This window comes from Microbacterium sp. IEGM 1404, from assembly GCF_030056775.1.
Taxonomy (GTDB): Bacteria; Actinomycetota; Actinomycetes; order Actinomycetales; family Microbacteriaceae; genus Microbacterium.
Map to the genome: position 1 here is coordinate 367,825 of NZ_JASHKP010000002.1, position 25,166 is coordinate 392,990.

At 71.8% G+C, this 25,166-nt stretch carries 28 protein-coding genes; 12 read left to right on the forward strand and 16 right to left on the reverse strand.

The annotated features are described in order from the left end of the window. The 4 genes from QM517_RS07475 to QM517_RS07490 all read right to left on the reverse strand — a co-directional run bounded on the left by QM517_RS07475 (window position 1) and on the right by QM517_RS07490 (window position 1,292). A complete protein-coding gene (locus QM517_RS07475; protein ID WP_077052408.1) occupies window positions 1–294 on the reverse strand; it encodes a rhodanese-like domain-containing protein in 294 nt (97 codons plus the stop codon). A gap of 86 nt (window positions 295–380) precedes the next feature. Next, the gene (locus tag QM517_RS07480; RefSeq protein ID WP_003792170.1) at window positions 381–479 is read right to left on the reverse strand and encodes a 30S ribosomal protein bS22; all 99 of its coding nucleotides are present in this window, start codon (window positions 477–479) and stop codon (window positions 381–383) included. An 83-nt stretch (window positions 480–562) separates the two neighbouring features. Next, on the reverse strand, window positions 563–754 hold the full coding sequence (locus QM517_RS07485; protein WP_022877899.1) for a helix-turn-helix domain-containing protein: 192 nt from the start codon (window positions 752–754) through the stop codon (window positions 563–565). Window positions 755–896: 142 nt separating this feature from the next. Continuing rightward, window positions 897–1,292 carry an ArsR/SmtB family transcription factor gene (locus tag QM517_RS07490; protein ID WP_077052409.1) on the reverse strand — a complete coding sequence of 132 codons (396 nt, stop codon included), beginning with the start codon at window positions 1,290–1,292 and terminating at the stop codon, window positions 897–899. A gap of 95 nt (window positions 1,293–1,387) precedes the next feature. On the opposite strand from QM517_RS07490, the gene QM517_RS07495 reads away from it, so the two are divergent. After that, a complete protein-coding gene (locus tag QM517_RS07495; RefSeq protein ID WP_374114682.1) occupies window positions 1,388–2,803 on the forward strand; it encodes a TrkH family potassium uptake protein in 1,416 nt (471 codons plus the stop codon). Further along, on the forward strand, window positions 2,796–3,467 hold the full coding sequence (locus QM517_RS07500) for a potassium channel family protein (RefSeq protein ID WP_077052411.1): 672 nt from the start codon (window positions 2,796–2,798) through the stop codon (window positions 3,465–3,467). Before QM517_RS07495 ends, QM517_RS07500 begins: the two co-directional genes overlap by 8 nt. Here the strand turns inward: QM517_RS07500 and QM517_RS07505 are convergent. Continuing rightward, window positions 3,464–3,751: a DUF1905 domain-containing protein gene (locus tag QM517_RS07505; RefSeq protein WP_283286288.1), complete on the reverse strand. Its 288-nt coding sequence runs from the start codon at window positions 3,749–3,751 to the stop codon at window positions 3,464–3,466. The genes QM517_RS07500 and QM517_RS07505 overlap by 4 nt on opposite strands. Before the next feature lies 1 nt (window position 3,752). Next, window positions 3,753–4,598 carry a pyrroline-5-carboxylate reductase gene (proC, locus tag QM517_RS07510; RefSeq protein ID WP_283286289.1) on the reverse strand — a complete coding sequence of 282 codons (846 nt, stop codon included), beginning with the start codon at window positions 4,596–4,598 and terminating at the stop codon, window positions 3,753–3,755. A 100-nt stretch (window positions 4,599–4,698) separates the two neighbouring features. Between proC and QM517_RS07515 the strand changes: the two genes are divergently transcribed. Together QM517_RS07515 and QM517_RS07520 are read left to right on the forward strand one after the other, a co-directional pair. Then, window positions 4,699–5,811 carry an alpha/beta hydrolase gene (locus QM517_RS07515; RefSeq protein ID WP_283286291.1) on the forward strand — a complete coding sequence of 371 codons (1,113 nt, stop codon included), beginning with the start codon at window positions 4,699–4,701 and terminating at the stop codon, window positions 5,809–5,811. Between the two features lie 9 nt (window positions 5,812–5,820). Continuing rightward, the gene (locus tag QM517_RS07520; RefSeq protein ID WP_283286292.1) at window positions 5,821–6,750 is read left to right on the forward strand and encodes an LLM class F420-dependent oxidoreductase; all 930 of its coding nucleotides are present in this window, start codon (window positions 5,821–5,823) and stop codon (window positions 6,748–6,750) included. A 15-nt stretch (window positions 6,751–6,765) separates the two neighbouring features. Here QM517_RS07520 and tadA read toward each other — a convergent pair whose 3' ends face one another. Continuing rightward, window positions 6,766–7,200, reverse strand: coding sequence for a tRNA adenosine(34) deaminase TadA (gene tadA, locus QM517_RS07525; protein WP_283287301.1), 435 nt, complete (start codon window positions 7,198–7,200; stop codon window positions 6,766–6,768). 86 nt (window positions 7,201–7,286) lie between these two features. On the opposite strand from tadA, the gene upp reads away from it, so the two are divergent. Continuing rightward, entirely contained in the window at window positions 7,287–7,919 is a 633-nt protein-coding gene (gene upp, locus QM517_RS07530) for a uracil phosphoribosyltransferase (RefSeq protein WP_077052416.1), read from the forward strand. A 335-nt stretch (window positions 7,920–8,254) separates the two neighbouring features. Here the strand turns inward: upp and QM517_RS07535 are convergent, their stop codons facing one another. After that, on the reverse strand, window positions 8,255–11,791 hold the full coding sequence (locus QM517_RS07535; protein ID WP_283286294.1) for a TM0106 family RecB-like putative nuclease: 3,537 nt from the start codon (window positions 11,789–11,791) through the stop codon (window positions 8,255–8,257). 139 nt (window positions 11,792–11,930) lie between these two features. Between QM517_RS07535 and QM517_RS07540 the strand changes: the two genes are divergently transcribed. Both QM517_RS07540 and QM517_RS07545 read left to right on the forward strand, forming a co-directional pair. Beyond that, complete coding sequence (locus QM517_RS07540; RefSeq protein WP_077052418.1) at window positions 11,931–12,137, forward strand: hypothetical protein; 207 nt, start codon at window positions 11,931–11,933, stop codon at window positions 12,135–12,137. Between the two features lie 61 nt (window positions 12,138–12,198). Further along, window positions 12,199–14,259: an NAD(+) synthase gene (locus tag QM517_RS07545; protein ID WP_308208895.1), complete on the forward strand. Its 2,061-nt coding sequence runs from the start codon at window positions 12,199–12,201 to the stop codon at window positions 14,257–14,259. A gap of 2 nt (window positions 14,260–14,261) precedes the next feature. Here the strand turns inward: QM517_RS07545 and QM517_RS07550 are convergent, their stop codons facing one another. Continuing rightward, window positions 14,262–14,759 (reverse strand): DUF427 domain-containing protein, encoded by a 498-nt coding sequence (locus QM517_RS07550; protein WP_077052420.1) that lies wholly within the window; start codon window positions 14,757–14,759, stop codon window positions 14,262–14,264. Between the two features lie 113 nt (window positions 14,760–14,872). Here QM517_RS07550 and QM517_RS07555 point away from each other — a divergent pair, with 113 nt between their 5' ends. The 4 genes from QM517_RS07555 (at window position 14,873) to QM517_RS07570 (ending at window position 16,913) form a co-directional block, all read left to right on the forward strand. Continuing rightward, a complete protein-coding gene (locus QM517_RS07555) occupies window positions 14,873–15,070 on the forward strand; it encodes a hypothetical protein (RefSeq protein WP_283286297.1) in 198 nt (65 codons plus the stop codon). Further along, the gene (locus QM517_RS07560; protein ID WP_160897446.1) at window positions 15,067–15,216 is read left to right on the forward strand and encodes a hypothetical protein; all 150 of its coding nucleotides are present in this window, start codon (window positions 15,067–15,069) and stop codon (window positions 15,214–15,216) included. The genes QM517_RS07555 and QM517_RS07560 overlap by 4 nt, the downstream gene beginning before the upstream one ends. Before the next feature lie 70 nt (window positions 15,217–15,286). Further along, window positions 15,287–16,231, forward strand: a complete 945-nt coding sequence (locus QM517_RS07565; RefSeq protein WP_077052422.1) for an aldo/keto reductase — start codon at window positions 15,287–15,289, stop codon at window positions 16,229–16,231. 124 nt (window positions 16,232–16,355) lie between these two features. Further along, entirely contained in the window at window positions 16,356–16,913 is a 558-nt protein-coding gene (locus QM517_RS07570) for a phosphorylase family protein (RefSeq protein WP_283286300.1), read from the forward strand. A gap of 33 nt (window positions 16,914–16,946) precedes the next feature. Here the strand turns inward: QM517_RS07570 and QM517_RS07575 are convergent, their stop codons facing one another. The 7 genes from QM517_RS07575 to QM517_RS07605 form a co-directional block, all read right to left on the reverse strand. Then, window positions 16,947–18,434 carry an MFS transporter gene (locus QM517_RS07575; protein ID WP_077052736.1) on the reverse strand — a complete coding sequence of 496 codons (1,488 nt, stop codon included), beginning with the start codon at window positions 18,432–18,434 and terminating at the stop codon, window positions 16,947–16,949. A gap of 119 nt (window positions 18,435–18,553) precedes the next feature. Continuing rightward, complete coding sequence (locus QM517_RS07580) at window positions 18,554–18,736, reverse strand: hypothetical protein (protein WP_283286303.1); 183 nt, start codon at window positions 18,734–18,736, stop codon at window positions 18,554–18,556. Window positions 18,737–18,745: 9 nt separating this feature from the next. After that, window positions 18,746–21,817, reverse strand: coding sequence for an SMC family ATPase (locus tag QM517_RS07585; protein ID WP_283286304.1), 3,072 nt, complete (start codon window positions 21,815–21,817; stop codon window positions 18,746–18,748). Beyond that, entirely contained in the window at window positions 21,814–22,968 is a 1,155-nt protein-coding gene (locus QM517_RS07590) for an exonuclease SbcCD subunit D (protein WP_283286306.1), read from the reverse strand. The genes QM517_RS07585 and QM517_RS07590 overlap by 4 nt, the downstream gene beginning before the upstream one ends. A gap of 78 nt (window positions 22,969–23,046) precedes the next feature. Beyond that, window positions 23,047–23,364 carry a hypothetical protein gene (locus tag QM517_RS07595; protein ID WP_077052427.1) on the reverse strand — a complete coding sequence of 106 codons (318 nt, stop codon included), beginning with the start codon at window positions 23,362–23,364 and terminating at the stop codon, window positions 23,047–23,049. 1 nt (window position 23,365) lies between these two features. Beyond that, complete coding sequence (locus QM517_RS07600; RefSeq protein WP_077052428.1) at window positions 23,366–23,575, reverse strand: hypothetical protein; 210 nt, start codon at window positions 23,573–23,575, stop codon at window positions 23,366–23,368. Window positions 23,576–23,665: 90 nt separating this feature from the next. Further along, window positions 23,666–23,959 (reverse strand): GNAT family N-acetyltransferase, encoded by a 294-nt coding sequence (locus tag QM517_RS07605; RefSeq protein WP_077052429.1) that lies wholly within the window; start codon window positions 23,957–23,959, stop codon window positions 23,666–23,668. 431 nt (window positions 23,960–24,390) lie between these two features. Here QM517_RS07605 and QM517_RS07610 point away from each other — a divergent pair, with 431 nt between their 5' ends. After that, window positions 24,391–25,152, forward strand: a complete 762-nt coding sequence (locus QM517_RS07610) for a winged helix-turn-helix domain-containing protein (RefSeq protein WP_283286310.1) — start codon at window positions 24,391–24,393, stop codon at window positions 25,150–25,152. Window positions 25,153–25,166: the final 14 nt, after the last annotated feature.

The window sequence follows — 25,166 nt, forward strand, 5'->3', positions numbered from 1 at the left end:
TCAGGACTCGACGTCGTAGCCCGAGGCGATCCACTCGCCCGTGCCGCCCTCGACGTTGGTGGCGTCGTGGCCGCGCGCCGACAGGGCCTCGACGACCCGCGCCGAGCGACCGCCGGCCTGGCAGATGACGTCGAAGGCCCCCTCCGGGAGCTGGTCCAGGTTCTCGCCGAGCGTCGACATCGGCAGGTTGACGGCGCCGGGGACGTGTCCTCCGGCGAACTCGTCGACCTCGCGCACATCGATCAGCGGACGATCGCGTCCGGCGTGCAGGTCGTGGACCGAGATGGACTGCATGTGTGCTCCTCGAAAGGACGTCGGTGATCGGATGCCGCATACACGAAGCGCCCGTCGGATGACAGGCGCTCGGTGTGGTGGTCGCGTTACTTCTTGTTGCGACGCTGGTGACGAGTCTTGCGAAGCAGCTTGCGGTGCTTCTTCTTCGCCATGCGCTTACGGCGCTTCTTGATGACAGAACCCACGGAAAACCTCACTAAGTCGGGGTCTGGGTGCCGATGTCGGCTCCCGGGAACGGGCAGGCGTTGGAAAAAGGCCTCGGACCAGTCTAGCCGACGTCGGACACCGGCCGCTGCACGGCCTCGGCGACCGCCGATTCGGGCACCCGGTAGCTGCGTCCGAACCGCACGGCGGGCAGTTCTCCGGCGTGCACGAGGCGGTAGACGGTCATCTTCGAGACACGCATCAGATCGGCGACCTCGGCGACCGTCAGGAAACGCACGTCGGGCAGCTCTGCCATCGATCACCCTTCGCCGCGGGTGTCCGCCACCCCTGTTCGCTGTGGACACACTCTAGGGTCTGCCCGAGACGCGTGTAAACCTATGGGGCTTCTGTGACGGAAGTGTGATGCGGATGCCGTGTTCCTGCGGCCCTGCGGCCGTTCAGCGGCCGGGGAGTTTGCGGAACGCGGAGGTGACCGAGTGCTTCACCGAGGCGGCCGCGCGGCCCATCACCTCGGCCGCGTGGACGGCGGGTTCCGGCAGGGCGGGCTCGTTCTCGACGTCGACCGAGAAGAACGGCACGAGCCAGTCGTCGACCTCGTCGAGCGGGGCCACCGCCAGGCTGTAGTAGCGGTGCTGGCCCTCCTCGCGCACCGAGACCAGTTCCGCCTCGCGCAGCACCTTCAGGTGCTTCGAGACGGTGGGCTGGCTGACGCCGAGCGCGTGCACGATCTGCGAGACGCTCGTGCCCCGCTCACCGCCGGTCGCCCGGTCCAGGAGCAGCTGAAGGATGTCGCGACGCGTGCCGTCAGCGATCACGTCGAAGATGTCCGCCATGGCATTAGGTTAGCCGCGAGCCCGCCCGAGTACCATGATTCGGGTTCCATCCCCGAAGGGAGCGACGCATGGCGGCGACGCCCGACGAGGTGCGTATGTCGATGCGCGTACGCCGCATCGCCTTCCGAGCATGGGACGGGCTGCGCGATCTGACCACGGCATCCCCCGCTCGATTCGCGGTGCTGGTGTTCGTCATCCTGATCCTCCTGTTCACCGCGCTCTTCTCGCTCCCGGCCGCGGCCGCGGACGGACACCGCACGCCGCTCGCCGACGCTCTGTTCACCGCGGTGTCCACCATCTGCGTGACCGGTCTGTCGACGGTGAACATGTACAGCCACTGGTCGCCGCTCGGGCACGTCATCACCTACCTGGGGGTGAACGTCGGCGCACTCGGCGTGCTCACCCTCGCCTCGATCCTGGGCCTCGTCATCTCCAAGCGCTTGGGCCTTCGGGCCAAGCTCATCGCCGCGGGCGACAGCAATCCGCTGCGCGCCCACGGCGGGCCGGTCAACGAGGGGCAGACCATCCGCCTGGGCGAGGTCGGCCAGCTGCTGCGCACCGTCGCGCTGTCCACCCTCGTGATCGAGGCCGGTCTCACGGTGCTGATCTACCCCTCGCTGGTCATCGGCGGGATCGATCCGCTCGTCGCCCTGTGGGAGGCGCCGTACTACGCCGCGATGGCGTTCACGAACACCGGCTTCATCCCCAACGCCGACGGCCTGACGCCGTTCGCGCAGGACTACTTCCTGCTCACGGTGCTCATGATCGGCGTGTTCCTCGGCTCGATCGGGTTCCCCGTGATCTTCACGCTGTGGCGCCACTGGTGGCGGTTCCGGCTGTGGTCGCTGCACGCGAAGCTGACGATCATCACGACCGTGGTCCTCTTCTTCGCCGGCGCCGGCGTCATTCTGCTGCTGGAATACGACAATCCCCTCACCTTCGGGAGCATGGACGCGTGGGACACCACGTTCCAGGCGTTCTTCCTGTCGGCCATGACCCGGTCCGGAGGCTTCTCCGTCGTCAACGTCGGCGATCTCAACGGTGCCACGCTCATCGTCGGATCCATGCTCATGTTCGTCGGCGGGGGCTCGGCATCCACCGCCGGCGGCATCAAGGTCACGACGCTGGCCGTCCTCGCTCTCGCCGTGTTCTCGGAGGCGAAGGGGCGTCCGTCGGTGCAGGCGTTCGGGCGGCGCATCCCCAGCGACGTGCAGCGCGTGGCGCTCTCGGTCGTGGCGTGGGGGGCGACGATCGTGGCGATCTCCACGGTCACGATCAGCCGCATCACCGATGCCCCCATCGAATACGTGCTCTTCGACGTCATCTCCGGTTTCGCCACCGTGGGCCTGTCGACGGGACTCACCGCCGAACTCCCCGACCCGGCCGTGTACGTGCTGGCGCTCACGATGTTCATGGGGCGCATTGGTACTGTGACTCTCGCCGCGGCCGTCGCGGCGTCCTCCCGTTCGCAGCTCTACGCGCTGCCCGTCGAAAGGCCGATCGTTGGTTGAACGGATCCGCAGCGACGCGCCCGTCCTCGTCATCGGCCTCGGGCGTTTCGGCGCGGCGTGCGCCGGCGAGCTGGACCGGCTGGACCGCGAAGTGCTCGCCGTCGACGGCAACCTCGACCTCGTCCAGAAGTGGTCCGAGCGCGTCACCCACGCCGTCCAGGCCGACGCGCGCAACATCGACGCACTGCGCCAGATCGGTGCGCAGGACTTCCAGGTCGCCGTCGTCGCGGTCGGGTCCCTGATCGAAGCGTCCGTGCTCATCACGGCGAATCTGGTCGACCTGAAGGTGCCCCAGATCTGGGCGAAGGCGGTGTCGCAGTCGCACGGCAAGATCCTCGCCCGTGTCGGCGCGAACCACGTCATCTACCCCGAGGCCGAAGCCGGCGAGCGCGTCGCGCATCTCGTCAGCGGCCGCATGCTCGACTTCATCCGCTTCGACGACGACTTCGTGCTCGCGAAGATGTATCCCCCGAAGCTCGTGCGCGGCGTCGGCCTGAACGAGTCGGGCGTGCGCACGAAGTACAACGTCACGGTCGTCGGAGTGAAGAGCCCGGGCCGCCCCTTCCGTTACGCGGAGGCGAACACCATCGTCACCAACCACGACCTCATCATCGTCTCGGGCACCAACAGCGACATCGAGCGGTTCGCGGCGCTGGATCGCTAGACGGCGATCTCCAGCGCGACGGTGACGACGTCGTCGACGCCGAGGTGCTCGGCATCCTGCAGCGCTTTCTTGATCGGCACGATGTAGGCGCCGTCCTTCGGCCAGAGCGCCGTGGTCACCCGCGTCTGCCCGATCGTGACGGCGGCGGGGATCATGCCCCAGCCGTAGGTGACCACGGGGGCGACCTCGGCGATCGCCGCGGCCTCGACGGGCGGCACGGTGACGAAGTGGTACGGCGCGGGTCCGCGCCAGTACCAGATCGGTCCCTCGAACCTCAGGCGCATGTCACGCCCCGGCGGCGAGTTCCTTCGCCCGGGCGAGCGCGGCCTCGGCCGCCGCGGTGAACGTGTCGTCGAGGTGCGCGTCCTGCAGCACCGCGACCGCCCGCTCCGTGGTGCCCTTGGGGCTGGTGACGCGGCGGCGGAGTTCGGCGGGATCCACGTCAGAGGATGCCAGCAGCTCCGTCGCGCCGATGAAGGTCTGCTCGGCCAGCAGACGTGCGGCGTCGTCGTCGAAGCCCATGCGGACCGCCGCCTTCGTGAACTCCTCGATGAGGAGGAACACGTACGCGGGCCCGGAACCCGAGATGGTGGAGAGCGCGTCGATCTGCGACTCGGGGACCTCGACGACGTGGCCCACCGTCTCGAAGAGCGCTCGGACGAGCGCGACGTCCTCCGCCGTCGCGTCGGCACCGGCGGCGAGACCCGTGACGCCCTTGCCGACGAGCGAGGGCGTGTTCGGCATCGAGCGCAGCGTCGCCACGCCCGCGCCGAGGTGACGCGCGAAGGTCTCGAGGGTCACGCCGGCCGCGAGGCTGACCACGACCGCGCCGGGTCGGAGGTGCGGCGCGATCTCGTCGAGGAGATCGGGCACCATGGCGGGCTTCACGCCGATGAGGATCACGTCGGCGGATGCCGCGGCGACGGTGTTGCCGTCGGGGGCGGTCTCCAGCGCGACACTGGTGACGCCCTCCAGCCCGGCGAGTTCGGCCGCCTTGGCCGCCGAACGGTTGGTGGCGGTCACTCCCCCGCCGGTGAGGCCCGCGGCGACGAGTCCGCGCAGGATCGCGCCCCCCATGGAACCGGCGCCGAGGAACGCGAGCGGGGGCAGGGTGAGGGTGGCATCCGTCATGCACGCAAGTCTACGAACCCTGAGTGCGGCCGATAGGGGCGCGCGTTAGAGTCGGAACGCGCCCGTAGCGGAGCGGACGCGAGTGACACGGAGGACCCCCATGACTCTCTTCGACGGCATCACCTCACGCCTGGTCGAGACCGGTCGGCTGAGCGTCAACGTGCTCGAGCGCGCGACCGACGACCCCGCGACCTCTCCCGAGCAGACCGTGGTGTTCGTCCACGGGAACGTCTCCTCGGCGCTGTTCTGGCAGGAGATCATGCAGGACCTGCCGAGCGACCTGCGCGTGCTCGCGGTCGACCTGCGCGGCTTCGGCGGAACCGAGCACACCCCGATCGACGCGACCCGCGGCGTCCGCGACTTCAGCGACGACCTCCACGCGACCCTGAGCGCCCTCGGCATCCCGACCGCGCACCTGGTGGGCTGGTCGATGGGCGGCGGCGTCGTCCTGCAGTACGCGCTGGACCACCCCGTCCTCTCCCTCACCCTGCAGGCGCCGGTGTCGCCCTACGGATTCGGCGGAACGCGCCGCGACGGGTCCCGACTCACCGACGACGACGCGGGTGTCGGCGCCGGCGGCGCGAACCCCGACTTCGTGCAACGCCTCATCGACCACGACACGACCGACGAGGCCCCCACCTCTCCGCGCTCGGTCTTCCGGTCGGGGTACGTCGCTCCCGGCTACACGAGCGAGCACGAGGACGTCTGGGTCGAGTCGATGCTCACGACCTCCACCGCGGGCGGGAACTACCCCGGGGATGCCGTGGCATCACCGAACTGGCCGGGTTTCGCCGCCGGGAAGATCGGCGTGCTCAACACCATGGCGCCGAAGCACTTCGACGTCTCGGGCATCGTCGACCTCGCCGAGAAGCCCCCGATCCTGTGGATCCGCGGCACGGCCGACGCGATCGTGTCGGACGCCTCGTTCTACGACTTCAACCACCTCGGCGCCCTCGGCATCATTCCGGACTGGCCCGGCGAGGAGGCGGCCCCGGCGCAGCCGATGGTGTCGCAGACCCGCGACGTGCTGGACGCGTACGCCGCCGCCGGCGGGGACGTCACCGAGGTCGCCGTGGAGGGCGCCGGCCACGCGCCGCACCTCGAGCGCCCGGCGCAGTTCCGCCAGGCTCTGCTGACGGTGATCGGCTACGTGGGTCGCCCCGCCGACCCGGCTCCGCCCACCGAGGCGATCATCCTGCGTTCGGCCGACTGAGAGGTCCCCGTGGAGTACTGCCTCTTCACCGAGCCCCAGCAGGGGTTCTCCTACGACGATCAGCTCGCGTTCGCGCGATCGGCCGAGACCCACGGCCTCGACGGATTCTTCCGCTCCGACCACTACCTGCGGATGGGTGAGGGCGACCCGCTGCCCGGCCCCACCGACGCGTGGACCACGCTCGCGGGCCTCGCCCGCGAGACGTCCCGCATCCGGCTCGGCACCCTGGTGTCGTCGGTGACGTACCGCGTGCCCGGCATCCTGGCGATCCAGGTCGCGCAGGTCGACGCCATGTCGGGCGGTCGGGTCGAACTCGGCCTCGGCACGGGCTGGTTCGAAGCGGAGCATGCCGCCTACGGCATCCCCTTCCCGCCGAAGCGGTTCGACCTGCTCGAGGAGCAGCTCGCCATCGTCACCGGGCTCTGGTCGACGCCGGCGGGTGAGACCTTCTCGTTCGAGGGCGCGAACTACCGCCTGGATGCCGCCCCCGCGCTGCCCAAGCCCGTCCAGTCGCCCGTGCCGGTGATCGTCGGCGGCGGCGGCCCGAAGCGGACGCCCGCCCTCGCGGCGCGCTTCGCGACCGAGTTCAACATCGGGTTCGTCCCGGAGGACGTGGTGGCCGAGAAGTTCGCCATCGTCCGCGCTGCGTGCGAGGACATCGGACGCGACCCCGCGTCGTTGAAGTTCTCGGTCGCACTGCCCACGATCGTCGGCGCGGACGACTCCGCGATCGAACGCCGCGCGGCCGCGATCGGCCAGACGCGCGCGCAGTTCGACAACGGCGCCAACCTGATCGGCCGACCGGAGCAGATCGCAGAGAAGGTCGAGCGTCTGCGGGATCTCGGCGCGGAACGCGTGTACTTCCAGCTCCTCGACCTGCGCGACATCGATCACGCCGACGAGGTCGGCACCGAGCTGCTGCCGCTGCTGCCGCGCTGAGCCGCGCCGGCGCGGTCAGTCGCGACGGGTCTCGAAGAACTCCCGCAGCAGCGCGGATGCCGCGGTCTCGGCGACCCCGCCGACCACCTCGACGCGATGCGGCAGACGCCGGTCGCGCAGGACGTCGTAGAGCGACCCGGCGGCACCCGCCTTGGCATCCCACGATCCGAAGACCACGCGCGGCACGCGCGCCTGCAGGATCGCCCCCGCGCACATGACGCACGGTTCGAGCGTGACCACGAGCGTGCACCCGGCGAGGTGCCACGTGCCCGCGTGCGCGGCGGCCGCGCGCAGGGCGACGACCTCCGCGTGGGCGGTGGGGTCGTTCGTCGCCTCGCGGAGGTTGCGTCCCTCGCCGATCACGCGTCCGTCGGCGTCGATGACGACGGCGCCGACGGGCACATCCTCGTGCGTCGAGGCCTCGGCGGCGAGCGCGAGGGCCCGCTGCATCGCGGCGAGGTCGGCGGCGGTGGGGGTCACGGTGCTCCGGAAAGACGGGGGCGGACTCTCGGGGTCGAGCGGCTAGCCTTGAGCCTATGCGTGTCCACGTCGCCGACCACCCCCTCATCACCCACAAGCTCACGGTGCTGCGTGACCGGCAGACCTCGTCGCCGGTCTTCCGTCAGCTCACCGAGGAGCTGGTGACGCTGCTGGCTTACGAAGCCACCCGCAACGTGCGCGTGGACCCGATCGAGATCCAGACCCCGGTGACGACCACCCAGGGTGTGAAGATCAGCGAGCCGCGACCGATCGTGGTGCCGATCCTGCGCGCGGGCCTGGGCATGCTCGAGGGGATGGTGAAGCTCCTTCCCACCGCCGAGGTCGGCTTCCTGGGCATGGTCCGCGACGAGGAGACCTTCCAGCCCACCACCTACGCCGAGCGCCTGCCCGACGACCTCAGCGACCGCCAGTGCTTCGTGCTCGACCCGATGCTCGCGACCGGCGGCTCGCTCGGCGCGGCCATCAAATTCCTCTTCAACCGCGGCGCGCAGGACGTGACGGCGATCTGCCTGCTCGGCGCGCCGGAGGGCGTCGCCGCGATCGAGAAGCAGGTCGAAGGACACGACGTCACCCTCGTGCTCGGCGCGCTCGACGAGCGCCTGAACGAGAAGGGCTACATCGTGCCCGGACTCGGCGACGCCGGCGACCGCCTCTACGGCACGGCCTGACGCCTGCCGGCCTGGCGGTGCGAGGCCTCGCGCCGCGCGGCCTGTCCGACGCTGCGTGGTCTGACGCCGCGCGGCCGGTCCGACGCTGCGTGGCCGGAGCCTCCGGTTTGGGGCGCGATTCGCGCTTTGGGGCGGGTATTTTCGCGCCCCAAAGCGCTAAATACGCCCCAAACCCGGAACACGCGTACGCGGAACGGTCGAGCGCGCGCGGGAACGATCGGCGGAAGCGACGCGACGCGGGAGTGATTGGCGCGGCACCGACGCGACGCGGGAGCGACCGGCGCGGGACTCGCCGTGCGCGGGTCGCGCTGGTCGGCGAGGGGCGTCTCGCGGCGTCAGCCGTCGGCACCGACCAGGCGAGCGAAGGCGCTGAGACGCGCGACGCCCTCGGGCGTGCGGGGCAGGTCGTCGAGCAGGGCGGGCGAGAACAGGATGAACGCCGCCTGCATCGCCCGCGAGATCGCGACGTTGATGCGGTTGCGCAGGAGCAGGAATTCCAGTCCTCGCGGGGCCTCGCGTCCGGAGGACGCCGCGAGCGTGAGGATCGCGACCACCGCCTCCTTGCCCTGGAACCGGTCGACCGTGCCCACCGGCACGTCGGCGAACCCCGCCGCCGCCAAAGCCTCTTCCACCTCGACCTGCTGCGCGTTGTAGGGCGTGATCACGATGATGTCGTCGGCGCGCAGCGGCCGCGGCGGATGGACCACGGCAGCATCGCCGACACCTCCGTCGGCACCCGTCCACTCGCGACCGACGAGGTCGGTGACGAGGGCGACGACGGCCGTCGCCTCCTCGGGCGAGGATGTCGCGTTGCCGTGGTGCCGGACCGGAACGGCACGGAGCCCGGGCTCGACACCGGCGAGCGACCGCAGCGCCGTGGACGGGTGGGCGGCGAGACGTCCCTCGTAGGAGAGACGCGACACCGGTGCCGCGACCGCCGGGTGCATGCGGCGGGTCCGCGCGAGGAAGTACCCGAATTCGGGCGGCACCACCTCGGCGCCGTCGACGACCCACCCGAGAGCCGAAGTGTCCACCGGCTCGGGATGGGTGCCCTGGCTGACCTGCGGCAGCTGCTGTGGGTCGCCGAGAAGCAGCAGGCGCGGTGACGCGAGCGAGACGGCGATCGTGGATGCCAGCGAGAACTGCCCCGCCTCGTCGATCACGAGGAGGTCGAGACTGCCGCGCGGGATGCGCCCCTCGTGGCTGAAGTCCCACGCCGTCCCCCCGACGACGAAGCCGTGCGCGGCGTTCTCGGCGGCGAAGGCGGGGACGCCGTTCTTCGGCAGCACCGTGAAAGAGTGCTCCGCGCCCGGGTCTTTCGGGGCCTTGCCGACCCTGCCCGCGGGGACGCCCGCGGAGATCACCTGGTCGAGCATGTGCTCGACGGTCGCGTGGGACTGCGCCACGACCCCGACGCGGTAACCGCGTTCGGCCACCAACCGGGCGATGACGTGCGACCCGACGTAGGTCTTGCCGGTTCCGGGGGGTCCCTGCACGGCGAGGTAGCTGCGGTCGAGGTCGGCGACGCTCCGCGCGATCGCGGAGACCTCGTCGTCTCCGGCGCCCCCGTCGATCGAGGTCACCGGCGTCAGAGCACCGGAACGGGTACGCGGCGGCCGGCGGCGGAGGATGTCGGCCGCAGGTCCCTCCGGGAGGGCGGGGGCCGCGGCCAGAACGGCATCCGCCCACGCGTCGATCGCCTTCTGCTGGTTTCCGGCGCGCGGCGGGGCCGGCGGCGTGAGAGCGAGCGGAAGGGTGTCCCAGGTCACCCCGTCGACGGCCACCTCCTCGATCACGGCGCCGTCGTCGAGGACCTCCCGTACCGTCACCCGCCGGGCCCCGTGGATCCACCGGGGCCGAACGTCGAGCGGGAACGGCGCCGGCAGGTCGTAGACGGCGAACGGTTCGGCATCCACCGACAGCCGACTGCCGGGGGCGACCTCGCCCCGCACCTCGACGAGGCGCCGCTCGGCGCCGCGGCCGGACTCCGAGATGTGCCAGTCGGCGACGACCCGCGAGCGAGCGGCATCGACGACGATCACGTCGCGGGTGTCCTCCCAGATCGAGACCGGCTCGCGCAGGCGGAGGAAGTGGGTCGCCCAGTACGTCTTCTCTTCGCGCGGGTAGTAGTCGATCGCGGCCGCAGCCAGGCGCAGGGCCGTCGCGTCGGGTTCGGCGGCGTCGGCTGCCCAGCGTTGCAGCTCCGTCGCGCGCAACGACGGCTCGTACGCCTGCTCGTCCGGTTCGGCCCCGCGCGCGGGCCTCGCCCCGCCCTCGCGCGCCCGCTCGACGAGCCAGTCGCGCAGGCGGCGGGTGGAGACGCAGTCGTAACGGTTGTAGTCGGCCAGGTCGTCGAGCACCCGCTGGGCGGCTTCGGCCTCGCCGTCGGCGGCGAGCGCGCGGGCTTCGACGTACTTCACGATGGAGTCGTCGCCGCGCTGCACGTCGCTGGTGCGCACCTCGTCGCCCATGTACAACGGCTCGAGCTTCTTGATCGAGTACGAGCGCGACCCCACCCGCAGCGCGCGGCGCACGACCGGGTACAGGTCGACGAAGACGCCGTCGCGCAGCAGCCGGTCGACGTCGGCCTCGCGCACGCCGTAGCGGGCCGCCATCGTCAGCAGGTGCGTGGGTTCGTACGGCGCGTAGTGGTAGATGTGCATGCCGGGGAACTGCTCGCGGCGCACGGCCACCATGTCGAGGAAGCGCTCGAGCGCCGCCCGTTCCTCGGTGAACGTGTGCGCCCACAGCGCTCCGTAACGTTCGCGGGTGTCGACCCAGCCGAACAGGTAGTCGATGCCCCACTGCTCCCGGTCGCCCTCGGTGTACAGCGGGTCGCCCTCGAAGTCGAAGAACAGGTCGCCGTGGTCGGGGCGGGGCAGCACACCGAGGGCTTTGGGCGCCACGACCTCGAACGTCGGCACGACGTGGTCGCCCTCCGAACCGTCGCCGGCCGGGCTCTCGAGCTGCAGGCGCGCCTGCGTCCGGAGCGAGACGAAGGTGTCGACGCTCATGCCGGCGGGCGGGGCGGGTGCGGACGCGAGCGCGTCGATCGTGTCGACGCCCGCAGCCCGCAGGCGGTCGCGCTGGACGGGCCGCATGCCGGCGACCAGCAGCAGGTCGCGGTGGGCGACGACCTCGATCTCGCAGGTCGGGCAGCGTCCGCACGCGAGGACGGCGAGCTCGCCCCGCGGGTCGCCCCAGGGGATCACCGGCCCCGCCGTTCCGAGCGACACCCGCCGGTCGGCGATCAGGGCGCGCAGCCGCGCCCGACGGAGGGCGAAGACGGGCAGCAGGTCATCGACCCGGTGCGTGCTCGTGCCGCCGTCGCCGAGGAGCAACTGCACCTCGTCGGACCGCGCGACACCGAGGCGGTCGAGCTGGTCGACATAGGCCGCGAGCTGCATGAGCGCGGTCACGCGGGCGCGGCGGGCGAGCTTGGTGTCCTGCACGATCCACGGGCGCGGGCCACCGTCGCCCGCGTCGGGCTCGCGGACCAGGAAGTCGGCGAAGCCCACGAACTCGTCGGTCGAGAAGGCGGCCTGGTACACGACCTCGGCCGCCGGGTCGGCCAGGGCCTCGCCGGTGAGCCGCACGGCCTCGGCGAGCGCGACGGTGTCGGAGGAGCGCGCCGCGGGGATCTCGCGGACGGCAGCGCCGAACCGCCGTCGGTAGTCGTCGAGCACGCGCAGCTCGTGCACGGTACCGAGGGCCGCGGCGCGCTCGAGCGTGGCATCCTCGGGGTCGGGCACCGCCTCGATGCGGCCGATCTTCGCGTCGATCGCCCTCAGCCAGGCGAACTCGCACTCCGCCGCCGCTTTGAGGTCGCTGGCGCTCCAGACGATCCGGGCGTCCTGCTCGATGTACCGCACGATGGTCAACGCTAACCGGGGTCGCCGACATCGCCGGTCGCACTGTCCACACCTCGTTGATCCGGAGACCGCCGGACGTTCACCGTCGGCTCGTAGTGTCCCGGCGTTCCGCGATTCCGGGACCCCGTGGCCCGAGGACGTGCGCCCCGATGTCGAGACGGTCGCGGCGTACTACGACCAGGGCGCCACCCTGTTCGAGCACCTCGGCGACGTGCACGACGCCTCCTCGCTCTCGGTCGTGTTCCAGGAGTTCCAGCAGATGCCGGACGCGACGGATGCCATCGGACGCGTGGGTGCGGCGGCGGGGATCAGCGCGGACCTCGCCGGGGAGTGCGACTCGCGCTGACGCTCCCCCGTCCGCCCGCGCCGTCCGCCACGGTGTCGGGGACACCTGACAGACTGGTCGCGTGATCACCGAGCTGCCGTTCGAAAACATCTACCGGCACGGGTTCGCGCGTGTGGCCGCGTGCACGATCCCCGTCGCGATCGCCGACCCCGCCACCAACGCCGAGGCCGTGCTCTCGTCCGCGCGCGAGTGCGACGCCGACGGCGTCGCGGTGGCCGTCTTCCCCGAACTGTGCCTGTCGGGGTACGCCATCGACGATCTGGTGATGCAGGATCCCCTGCTGGATGCCGTCGAAGCGGCCGTCGCGCGGATCGTCGCGGCATCCGTCGACCTCCTGCCGGTCCTCCTGGTCGGTGCCCCTCTCCGCCACGGCAACCGGCTCTACAACTGCGCCGTGGTGGTGCACCGCGGACGCATCCTCGGCGTGGCCCCCAAGTCCTATCTGCCCACCTACCGCGAGTTCTACGAGCAGCGCTGGTACGCCCGGGGCGACGACCAGGTCGGTCAGCACATCGTCGTGGCGGGCGAGACGGTGCCCTTCGGCCCGGATCTGCTGTTCGACGCCGCCGACGTGCCGGGTCTCACCGTGCACGCCGAGGTGTGCGAGGACGTGTGGGTACCGATCCCCCCGTCGTCCCCCGCGGCGCTGGCCGGGGCGACGGTGCTCGCCAACCTCTCGGGCAGCCCCATCACGATCGGACGCGCCGACGACCGGAACCTGCTGTCGCAGTCCCAGTCGATGCGGTGCCTCGCGGCGTACGCCTACGCCGCCGCCGGTCCGGGCGAGTCGACCAACGACGTGTCGTGGGACGGCCAGACGATGATCTACGAGGGCGGGCAGCTGATGGCCACGACCGAGCGTTTTCCCGACGGACCGCGCCGGAGCGTCGCCGACGTCGACCTCGACCGCCTGCGCCAGGACCGGCTGCGCCAGGGCACGTTCGACGACAACCGTCGCACCGCCGGCACGCCCTTCCGCACGGTGTCGTTCGTGCTGGCGCCGCCGACCGGCGACCTGGGCCTCCGGCGCTCGCTCGATCGATTTCCGTTCGTCCCCGACGATCCCGCGCGCCTCGCGCAGGACTGCTACGAAGCGTTCAACATCCAGGTCTCGGGCCTCGTCCAGCGCCTGGAGGCGATCGGCGCTCCGCGGCCGGTGCTCGGTGTAAGCGGGGGGCTGGACTCCACCCACGCGCTCCTGGTCATCGCGCAGGCGATGGACCGGATGGGCCGCCCGCGCAGCGACATCCTGACGTATACGCTGCCCGGGTTCGCGACGAGCGAGAAGACCAAGCGCAACGCGATCGCGTTGGCCGAGGCGGTCGGCGCGACGATCGAGGAGATCGACATCCGGCCCGCGGCATCCGAGATGCTCTCCCGGATGGGGCACCCGTTCGCGGCGGGTGAACCCGTGCACGACGTCACCTTCGAGAACGTCCAGGCGGGGCTGCGCACCGACTACCTGTTCCGGCTGGCGAACCAGAAGAACGGGATCGTGATCGGCACGGGCGACCTGTCCGAGATCGCGCTCGGCTGGTCGACGTACGGCGTGGGCGATCAGATGAGCCACTACTCGGTGAACCCCGGCGTGCCCAAGACCCTCATCCAGCACCTGATCCGCTGGGTCATCTCGGCCGGGGAGCTCAGCGCCGCGACCGTCGAGGTGCTGCAGGCGGTGCTCGACACCGAGATCAGTCCCGAGCTCGTGCCCGCCGGCCAGGACGGCAGGATCCAGTCGACCGAGGACCGCATCGGCCCCTACAACCTGCACGATTTCACGCTGTACCACGTGCTGCGTTTCGGCTTCCGGCCCTCGAAGATCGCCTTCCTCGCCGCGAAGGCGTGGGAGGACCCGGATGCCGGCGCCTGGCCCCCGGGCTACCCCGAGGGGGCGCGGCCGTCCTACGACCTGCCCACGGTCGCCCGGTGGATGGAGGTGTTCCTCCAGCGCTTCTTCGGCTTCGCGCAGTTCAAGCGCAGCGCGATCCCGAACGGGCCGAAGGTCTCCCCCGCCGGGTCCCTGTCACCCCGTGGCGACTGGCGCGCGCCGTCTGACGGGAACGCGCGCGCGTGGCTCGCGGAGCTGCGAGCCGCCGTGCCGCAGGCGTTCGACGGCGCCTGACCTCACCAGCCCATCGAGCCGGGGACGCCCTTGAACGGCCCCGCGAGGTCGCTCGTCACCCAGCCCCCGTAGAAGCCGCCCGGCTGGGGCTCGACGGTCTCGCCGGCGACGACGCACCGATCCATCGGCGCCGCGTACACGGCGACCCGGTCGGCGAGGACCTCGTATCCGGGCATCGGGTTCGGATAGTTCCACGCGGCCCTTTCGGCGACCGCGCCCTGCCCACCGTGGACGTCGAAGTACCGCGCGCCGCCCTTGAACTCGCAGAACGAGGCTCCCTGACCCGGCGTGAGCGCCTCCCCGAACGCCGCGATGGGCAGGTAGTAGACGGGCGGGTGGCTCGTTTCGAGCACCCGCACCACGTCGTCGGTGTCGGCGATGCGGACGCCGCCGAAATCGATCTGCACCCGCGTGCGCACCCGTTCCACCCGCGGCGGACGCGGGTAGTCCCACACGGATTCCTGGCCGGGACGGACGGGGTCGGGTACGGGGCGCGCCATGGGTCCACGGTACGCCGCGGCGACCGGCCCGGGGTCGGATCGACCCCGCTCGGACCGGCGGGTGGCACGGGAGCGCGCGGCGGTTCGATACCCTTTAGCCAGGAGGGGCACGAGTGAGCGGCGAACACGGCACCGGAATCAGTCGGCGGTACCGCGTCTACCAAGTGGGCGGGATCGTTCTCGGCGTGCTGTTCCTCGGGCTCGGCGTCGCCGCGCTCCTCGCGGGCGGCGGCCCCGTGATCGCCGCCATCGCCGGAATCGGGGGCCTCGCCGTGATCATCGTGTCGATCGTGATGATGGTGCGCTCATGACCGCCCCCGACGACGGCGGCCAGGGCGAGAAGCCCCGCAAGTACCCGCGCGGCCAGGTCGTGATCTGGATCGCCGTCTCGGCGGTGGGACTGTGGCTGCTGGGCAGCGGGCTCATCGGCATCCTTTCCGGAGGCTCCGGAAACTGACGCCCGCCGGGAATTCCCGTCGCTCGGGGTCGTTGTCCTGAAGGCATCGATCACCGAACGAAAGGGCATCATGACGCGCATCGGACAGAGCGACCTCGACATCCGACCCCTCTCCCTGGGCGGCAACGTCTTCGGCTGGACCGCCGACCGGGACACCTCGTTCGCCGTCCTGGATGCCTTCCACGCCGGCGGCGGCGACTTCATCGACACGGCCGACGGCTACAGCGCGTGGGCACCCGGCAACTCCGGCGGCGAGAGCGAGACGATCATCGGCGAGTGGCTCGCGAGCCGCAAGCCGGAGAACGTCGTGGTCGCCACGAAGGTCAGCACGCACCCCGACTTCCGCGGCCTGTCCGCCGCGAATGTGCGCGCAGCGGCCGAGGCGTCGCTGAGCCGGCTCGGCGTGGACGCGATCGACCTGTACTACGCCCACTTCGACGACCCCGAGACGCCGCTCGAGGAGACCGTCGGCGCGTTCGCCGACCTCGTCTCCGACGGGCTCGTGCGCTACGTCGCCGTCTCGAACTACAGCGCGGACCGCATCCGCGAGTGGATCTCACTCGCCGAGGCCGCCGGCGCCGACCTCCCCGTCGCCGTGCAGCCGCACTACAACCTCGTGCACCGCACCGCCGTCGAGACCGAGATCGTGCCCGTCGCCGAGCAGTACGGCTTCTCTCTCGTGCCCTACTACGCGCTGGCCAGCGGATTCCTCACCGGCAAGTACCGGACGACGGATGCCGCGGGCGATTCGCCCCGCGCGGGCGGTGCCGCGAAGCTCGCGACGCCTGCCGGGCTCGCGGTCATCGACGCGCTCGAGGAGATCGGTCGTGCCCACGGCGCGTCGATCGCGAGCACCGCGCTGGCGTGGCTGAAGGCGCAGCCGACCGTGGTCGCTCCGCTGGCCAGCGCGTCGCGCCCCGAGCAGGTGCCCGACCTTCTGGCGAGCATCTCGCTCGACCTGTCGGCCGACGAGCTGGCGCGTCTGGACGACGTGTCCGCCGCCGCCCAGGGCTGAGCCCGCGCCGGGCCGCGCGGCGACGCGGCCCGGCGGTCGGACCGGGCTCCGCGGTCGCGCGCGCCGCGCGGTCGGCGGCGGCCGCGCGGTCGGCCGCGTCCGCTCCGTCGGCCAGAATGGTGGGGTGAAGCTCCTCGTCGCCGCCCACGCGTCCGAATTCGTCGCCTTCGAACCCGACATCCCCGGTTTCGACCGACTGCTGACCGGCGTCGGCAAGATCCCCGCCGCGTACGCGCTGACGCGCGCGCTGTGCGAGGGCACGTACGACGAGATCGTGGTGGTCGGCACGGCCGGCGCCATCGACCCCGACCTCGAGGGCGGCATCTACGACATCTCCGCGACGATCCAGCACGACGTGAAGGGCCTGGACGGCACGTTCGGTCAGCACGTGTGGCTGCCGGCGCGGGTCGACATCGCCCCGGAGGGCGTCGTCATCGCCACCGGCGACCACTTCGTCGACGACGCCGACGCCGTCGCCCTCATCCGGGGACTCGACGCGCGCATGGTCGACATGGAGTCGTACGCGCTGGCGTGGGTCGCTCAGCAGTTCGACGTTCCGATCCGGATCCTGCGGGCCGTCTCCGACCGCGCCCAGGACGGCGCGACCGAGCTGTGGGACGACGTCGTCGAGCGGTGCAGCCACGAGCTGCGCGCGAAGATCCGCGAGCTCTACAACGTGTGACCGGCGCCTCCGGGGCACACCCGGCGGCCACCGCTACGGCGTCTGCGACCCGTGGCGGGCACGACCGGCGAGGTCGGCGACACCGACGATGAGCGCGAGCCCGAGGAAGACGCCGACGGCGATCATCCCGCTGGCGTAGGCGTCGTGGAACACCGTGAGCTGTTCGCGGTCGCCCTGCTCGCGGTACACCGTCGCGTAGAAGAGGGCCAGCGCGATGGCCGTCCCCACCGCCGTTCCGACACGCTGCCCCAGTTGGCCGATCGACCCGGCGACCCCGCCGCGGGAGACGGGGATGTCCGCGAGGGTGAGCGTCTGGTTCGGGGAGACGACCAGTCCCCCGGCGAGACCGCCCACGGCCATGACCGCGGCCATCGCCCACGGCGTCCATTCCGGCGGGGTGACGACGGCGACGAGCACGAGGGCCCCCGCGGCGACGACCATCCCGAGGATGCCACCCACCACGAGCGGGCGTCCGAGCCGGGTCACCAGGGTGCCGCCGATCCAGGCGCTGCCGGCCGAGGCCACCGCGAACCCGATCGTCACCATGCCGGCGAACACCGGGGGAAGCCCGAGGCCGCCCTGCAGGTACAGCGTGCCGAGGAGGAACATGGCCGGCACCGCCGCGAAGTAGGCGGTCGAGATCAGCACCCCGTTGCGGTAAGAGCCGAGCCCGAAGATCGCGAAGGGCATCAGCGGCATCCGCCCGCGGTCGGCGTAGCGGCGCTCCCAGAAGACGAACGCGGCGGCGAACACCGCGGAGGCCACCAGCAGCCACCAGCGACGAGGGTCGTCGTCGGGCGACCCGGTCGTGAAGAGGAACGGCCACATCAGGGCGACGATCGTCAGCCCGAAGAGCACGACGCCGATCGGATCGAGGTCGAGCGCGCGGTGCGACTTCGTCCGGGTGCTCGGGAGCAGCCATGCCGCCAGCACGATCACGATCGCGACGAGGGGGATGTTGATCCAGAAGATGAGCCGCCAGCCGTCGGTCTGACCGCCGAGGGCGATCAGGAGCCCCCCGAGCGTCGGACCGAACGCCGTCGCGATGCCGATGGTCGCCCCGAACAGGCCGAACGCGCGACCGCGCTCCTTGCCCTGGAAGAGCTGCTGGACGAGCCCGAGGACCTGGGGCATCTGGATGCCGGCGGCCACCCCCTGCAGGAGACGGGCGGTCAGGAGCACGGCGGTGTTGGGCGCGAGTGCGCACGCCAGACTGGTGAGGAGGAACAGCGACAGTCCGACCAGGAACAGCACCCGTCGCGACCGCAGGTCGCCCAACCGACCCGCCGGCACCAGCACCAGACCGAAGGTCAGGATGTAGCCCGACACCACGAGCTGCAGCTCCGTGGGTCCCGCGTTCAACGCCGATTCGATCGACGGCAGCGCGACGTTGACCTTCGTGAGATCGAGGATGGTGAGGGCCGCGACCGAGACGGCGATCCAGTACGCACGCCAGCGGTGGCGCGGGGAGAGCTGGATGTCGCGCGTAGGCGGGTGGGGGGACGTGCGTTCTTCAGGCATCGCGCTCACGCTACTCGCGGGCGACGACGCCGCGGGCGGGCTTGCGCCATCACTCGGTCGGAGTCGTGGGCGGACGTCGCCGTGCGTCGGGCCGGTTCCGCCCGGACTTCTGCGGCGCGTCAGTCCGCGTCGCGCCGGGCGAACATCGCGCGCAGCACCAGGAACACGACGACCGCCACCACCGCGATGAGCGCCAGCCGGAAGACGAACTCGATGAACCACAGGAGCACGTTGACGATCAGCCCCGCGATGATCACCGCCGCGATCACGCCGAGAACGGTCCAGAGGGTGCTCGTACGCATGATCCCAGCCTAGGCGGGCGCTGCGACCGTCGCGGAGTCCTGATGGATCACGCTCGGTCCGCGAGGGGTCGCCGTCACCCGCACCTGAGCCGGCAGCTGATCCTTCATCGACGCGACGTGGCTGATGACGCCGACCGTGCGGCCTCCCTGGCGCAGCTCGTCGAGCGTTCGCATCGCGAGGTCGAGGGTCTCGTCGTCGAGGGAGCCGAAGCCCTCGTCGATGAACAGGGTGTCGAGCCGGATGCCACCCGCCCGCGCCGTCACGACCTCGGCCAACCCGAGCGCGAGGGCGAGGGACGCGAGGAACGTCTCGCCGCCCGACAGCGACTGGGGCGGTCGGCATTGGCCGGTGAAGGCGTCCATGATCTCGAGTCCCAGACCGCTCGCGGCTCCCCGCGCGGCCAACGCGTCGGTGTGCTGCAGCCGGTAACGACCGGCGGACATGTGGTCGAGACGGAGGTTCGCGGCATCCACGATCTCTTCCAGCTCGGCCGCGAGGACGAAGGTCTCGAGGGTCATCCGGCGGGTGTTCGGGGCACGGCCGGCCATCGTGTCGGCCAGGCGCGCGACGACCGCGTGCGCCTCGGACAGTCGCGCGACCGAGGAGCTGCCCGCATCGACCCGCTGGGCGAGATCGCGCGCGCGCGTCGCCACCGCGGAGGCAGCGGCGTGAGCGGCGGCGGCGGACTCCACGGCGGAGCGGGCGTCGCGTACCGCCGCAGCCGCCGGGGCGAGGTCGATGGGCTCGTCGGGCGCCCCGACGAGGACGAGTTCGAGTTCGAGAAGTCGACGGCGGACGGCGGCGAGCGCGGCCTCGTGCTCGCCGACCGCGGATTCCAGGCGGCGGCGGGCGGCGGGGTCGCGAAGGGCGGTGCGCACGTCGTCCTCGTGGGCGAAGGCGCTCTCGCCCCGCAGCCCGTCGAAGGTCGCGCGCGCATCCGCGGCGGCACGGGTGCGCGTCTCGTGCTCGATCCGCGCGGCGATCACCGCGCGGACGGCGTCTCTGCGTGCCCGGAGGTCGCGGCGACGCGCCCGCACGCTGTCGAACGTGCCGCGTGCGTCCTCGACGGCCGCGCGCAGTGCCTCGGCGCGCTGAAGGTGCAGCGCGAGATCCTGACGGGCCGCGGCGAGCTCGTGCGCCCACCGCTCACTCTCGACCGAGTCCGCCTTCTCGCGGTCGAGGAGCTCGGCGCGCGCGGCGGCCAGGCGGTCGAACTCGGCCACGTCGGCCTCTGCGCGCGCGAGCGTCTCGCCGATGAGGTCGTGTCGCTCGCGAAGCGCGGTCACCGATTCTCCTCCGGCCCGGGCGGCGGCGAGCGCGTGAGCGTCACGGGCGAGCCGCGAAGCGTCGGATGCCAGCCGGTCGAGCTCGGTCGCGGCGTTCTTGCGGTCTTCGGCGGCCGAGACCTCGGCGTCGGTGACGGGTTCGCCGGCGCCCACCGCGGGCGCCGGGTGCTCGCGCGATCCGCAGACGGCGCACGGTTCGCCGTCCACGAGGGCGTGCGCGAGTTCGGCTGCGGCCCCAGCGAGCCGTCGCCGCAGGAGGGAGCTCCACGCCTCGACGGCGAGACGCAGTTCGTCGGCGCGCACGAGCGCGGCGAGATCGGCGATGTCCCGCTCTTCGGCGAGCTTCTCGGCGTCCAGCGCCGCGTCGATCCGGCGGGCGACCTCGGTCCGTTCGGCCGCGGCGACGTCGCGACGGGAGGCGGCATCGGTCAGAGCCGCGATCCGCTGATCGAGGCCGGCGAGCGCGGCCGGCACCCCGTCGCGCCGCGTGCGGACCTCGTCGGCGGACCGCTCGGCACGCTCGACGTCCGCTCGACGCCGCGCGACGTCGGCCTCGATCGCCGCCCACTCGTCCTCGAGGGCGAGCGCCTCGTCGACGCGCGCGATCACCGTCGTGAGCTCGTCGTCGCGGATGGTGAGGTCGGCCGCTGCGTCGAGTCCGACCTCGCCGAGGTCGGCCGCCGCCCGGACCGCGGCGTCGACCGCGGCACGCGCGGGCTCGACCGCGCGCCGTGTGCGGTCGAGCGCGTCGACCGACGCCCGCAGGACCTCCGCGGCCGCCGCGGCCGCCGACTCCGCCCGCAGGACCGCGACGCGGTCGGCGTCGGACTCGAGGGCGGAGAGGTGCTGCCGCGCCGTCTGCCGCTCGACCTGACGCTCATGCATCGACGCCGCCTCGCGCTCCGCGGCGAGCGCGGCATCGAGCGCACCCTTCGCCGCCTCCCGCTCGTGCGCGGCTGCCTCGACGCGATACTGCAATCGCTCGACCGCGCGGATCAGACGAGCGAGCCGTTCGTCGATCGTCCGCGTCGCGTGCCCCGGGCCCTCGGACTCCGCAGCGTCTTCGCGCACGTCGGATCCGCCCACGGCATCGGCCTCCGGCCCGACCTCGCGGGCCGCGTCGGTCTCGGCGACCATGCGCTCCGCCTCGTCCAGCAGTGTCGACACCTCGGTGCCCTCCGCGGCCAGGCGCTCGGCCGCGCGCTTGCGCCGATCGTCGAGGGCCGTGGCGTACTGCTCGAACGAACGGGTGCCGAAGAGGGTGCGCAGCAGCGCCTGCCGTTCGTCGTTCTTGGCGAGGAGGAACCGGGCGAACCGATTCTGAGCGAGCAGAATCACCTGCAGGAACTGCTGCTGGGTGAGCCCGAGGATTTCGTCCAGGTGCGCCGCCACGTCGACCGGTCGCGCTGCGACACCCGTCCAGCCCTCGGGCTCGAGCACCTCGAGAGCGGCCCGATGGGGCTCCTTCGTGGTCCCCGCGCCGTTGCGCTTGGGACGCTCGTACTCGGGCGAGCGCGTGACGCGCCACCGGCGCCCCTCGGCGCTGAACTCGACCGTCACGCTCGTGGGGTCGTCGAGTCCGCAGTGATCGCTGCGCAGACGCCGCTCGGCTCCGTCGTAGCGGGGAACACCCCCGTAGAGGCCGTAGCAGACGCCGTCGAGGACGCTCGACTTCCCGGCGCCCGTGCGGCCCGCGATGAGGAAGATCCCGTCGTCGGCGAAGGCGTCGAAGTCGACGACCTGCCGTTCGAGGAACGGCCCGAAGCCCTCGAGTTCGAGGCGATGCAGCTTCACGACCGCGCCTCCGTCACGGCGCGCGCGTCGAGCACCTCTCGGATGAGCTCGCGCTCGGCGTCGGATGCCCCTTCGCCCTCGCGCACGTGCGTGAGGAACGCGTCGATGATCTCGGTCTCGTCGCGGGCGGCGCGCACACGTCGGGCGTAGCCGAGGCCGTCGTCCTTCCGCGCCTCGGCCGGGGTGTGGGCGACCGTCGCGCACCAGGGGAACCGGGCCTGCAACCGGCGCATCGGATCGATCTGCGGAGTGGAGTCGGTGTACTCGGCCCGCACCCACTGGTCGACGTGCGCGTCGAACGCGGGATCGCCCAGCAGGTCGTCGAACGATGCCCGGAGAGTGACCAGCGGCCGCGGCACGGGCAGATCGAGCCACTGGACGGATGCCAGGCCCGTGGCATCCAGATCGATCAGCCACGACCCTCTCGGTTTGCCGGCCTCGCCGAAGCTGTAGTGCACAGGCGCGCCGGCGTAACGCACGCGGTCGGAGAGCTGCTGGCGCCCGTGGATGTGCCCGAGCGCGACGTAGTCGGGGCCGTCGAAGACCGGGAGCGGCACGTTGTCGAGCCCGCCCTGGCGGATCTCGCGCTCCACGCCGGGCGTCGCCTCGACACCGGCGGCGAAGCAGTGCGCGATGGCGATCGACCTTCCGCCGCGCGCCGCCAGGTCGCGGCGCACGAGGTCCATGGCGTGGCCGATGGTCTGCGCCTGACTGCGCAGTTCGACACCCTCCCACAGGTGGCGCACGATCGCGGGCTCGAGGTAGGGGATGCCGTAGAAGTGGACCGGACCGTGCGCATCGTCGATCGTCACCGGGGAACCGACGGCGAGCGGGTCGGTGACGACCGTGATCTCTTCGCGCAGGAGGGCCGACTGGAAACCCAGCCGGGCTGCGGAATCGTGGTTGCCCGAGGTCACGATGACGCGTGCGCCGGCGTCGGCGAGCGCCGCGAGCGTGCCCGTCAGAAGCGGGTAGCACGCCGCCGATGGAGCCGCCGAGTCGAACACGTCGCCCGCGACGATCACGACGTCGACGGCGTGCAGCCGTACCTGCTCGACGAGCGCACCGAGCACGCCGGCCAGGGCCTCGAGCGTCGAGTGGCCGTGGAACGACCGCCCGATGTGCCAGTCGGAGGTGTGCAGGATCCGCATGTTCACACGGTACGTCGGGCCTCCGACATCGACGCTCAGCCGGGGCGCGGGTCGCGCACGCCGAGGCGTCCGGCTCCGTCAGCCGGCGGCGACCTCGGCGGCGAGAGCACGGATGCGGTCGTCACCCAGGTCGAGGCCCACGTCGGAGAAGCGCTGACGGAGCACGTCGGCGATGCGCTCTTCGGACGCGTCGCCGACATCGGCACGCGTCTGCACGACGACGCCGGCGATGCGCGCCTCGTCGTCGGTGGGGTGCGTGTCCATCGCGGGTGCGGACTGCTCGCCCGGTCGCGTCGTCTTACCCTCGGGGTGCACGGCGCCGCCGACGGAATCCGCCGGCGAGGCCCCGCCCTCGGGGCCGTCGGACGGCTGGGGGCTGCGGGAGTGGTCGGTCATGTCAGTCCTCCGTGCTCATGTCGGGGTCGATGCCCTGACTGGCGGCATCGCCTTCGATCGGGTCCGAGGGCTCGGCGTCGTTCAGACGCGGCGACCCCTTCGCCCGCTCGTTCTGCTCGGCGGTCTCGCCGTCGGCGACATCGCCGCTCACCCAGCCACCGGGAGGGTTCGCATCGATGACGCCCTCGGGAAGGTCGCGGTCGTCGGTCATGGCATCCCCTTTCGACGCTCCCAGCTTCGCCGCCGGGGTGCCCCCGCAGCCGGGGGTTGACGCTTCAGGGAGGCCCGGGTACCGGGTCGCTCAGCTTCGGGCGCGGAGGAGGCTCGCACGCTCGGGGTGGGCGTCGAACCACTCGCCCACGTACCAGCACACGGGGAGGATCTCGCGGTCTCCCGCCTGCTCGATGGCGTCGACCGCCCGCTCCACGACCACGGCGGCGTACCCTCGTCCGCGGAACGTCGGGATGGTGAACGCGCGCGTGAGCGCGATCGTGCGGCCGTCGTCGCGATAGTCGAGGACGGACACCAGATCATCGCCGTCGTGCAGGGTGTAGCGCGAGGCGGCACGATCGTCGGCGAAACGCAGGTCGGTCATGCCCCTCACGGTACGCCGCTTCTCGGGAACGGGCGCCGGGAACGCAATGTGCGCAATGCACGGGCGCTTGCACGCCGAGAACAGAGCAGGATGCCACATCCTCGCCGGTCACGATTTGACGCAATCCGCCACGGTGGGTCATAATCGGCCGCATGACTCTCAACGCGCTTGCTCTGTCCGCCCGGGAGGCGAACGGAACTGCGGGCATCATGATGCCCGGCCGCGTTGTCATGTGTTGTCGAATGTGCCGCTAACAGCGACCCTCGCCCCGACGACCCCGCGCTTCTGAACGCCGGCGTCGTCGCCCGGTCGTCCGCCTTCCGCGTCGATCACGCGTACCCGGACACCGCGCTCCGGCCCCTCGGCCACACACCTCCCGCTGAACCCCGCTCCCTCGACGCCCGGGTTCACCACTGAAGGACACTTCCCTCATGTCGATCTCCGCCGTTCTCGACCGCCCCGCCACCACCGCCACTTCCGCCACCGCGGTCCGCCCGCAGCCCGCGCGTCGCGTCGTCGCCGCGCGGCCCGCCGTTCCGGCTGCCGCCCCCGCGACCCCCACCCCCGCGGCACGGGCCGCACTGCCCGCCGGGACCGCTCCCCGCGGCTTCGCCCTCTACGTCGGCATCGACGAGGCCAAGGCCGCCGAAGCCGGCGTCAGCCTCGGCACCCTCGTCGAGGCGCTGCGCCGCACGCTCGGCGAGCTCGCGCCCGCCGCCGAGACGTACGCGACGGTCGCGCTCGCCCCCGCCGGTGCCGGCGGTCGCGACGTCGACGTGGTGCGGCTCGCCCTGCACGAACCCTCCGCCGTCGCCCGCACGAAGGAGGAGCCGGCCGAAGAGGACCGCGCTCCCCGCGGCGTCGTCGTCGACATCTCGCGCAAGCGCGTCCTCATCGACGGCGAGTCCGCCGCTTTCACCTTCAAGGAGTTCGAGCTGCTGCAGTACCTCGTGCTCCGCGAGGGCCGCACGATCGAGCGCACCGAGCTCGTCTCGTCGCTGTGGGAGGGCGCGACCGACGACGAAGCGCCCGGTGAGCGCACGATCGACGTGCACGTGCGGCGTCTGCGCGCGAAGCTCGGCGCGTACGAGGACATCGTCCGCACCGTGCGGGGGGTCGGTTACCGGTTCGACCGGCACGCCGACGTGTCCATCCGCTACGGCCACGGCACGCCCTCGCCCGACCGCTTCTGAGCAGCTACCCCGCT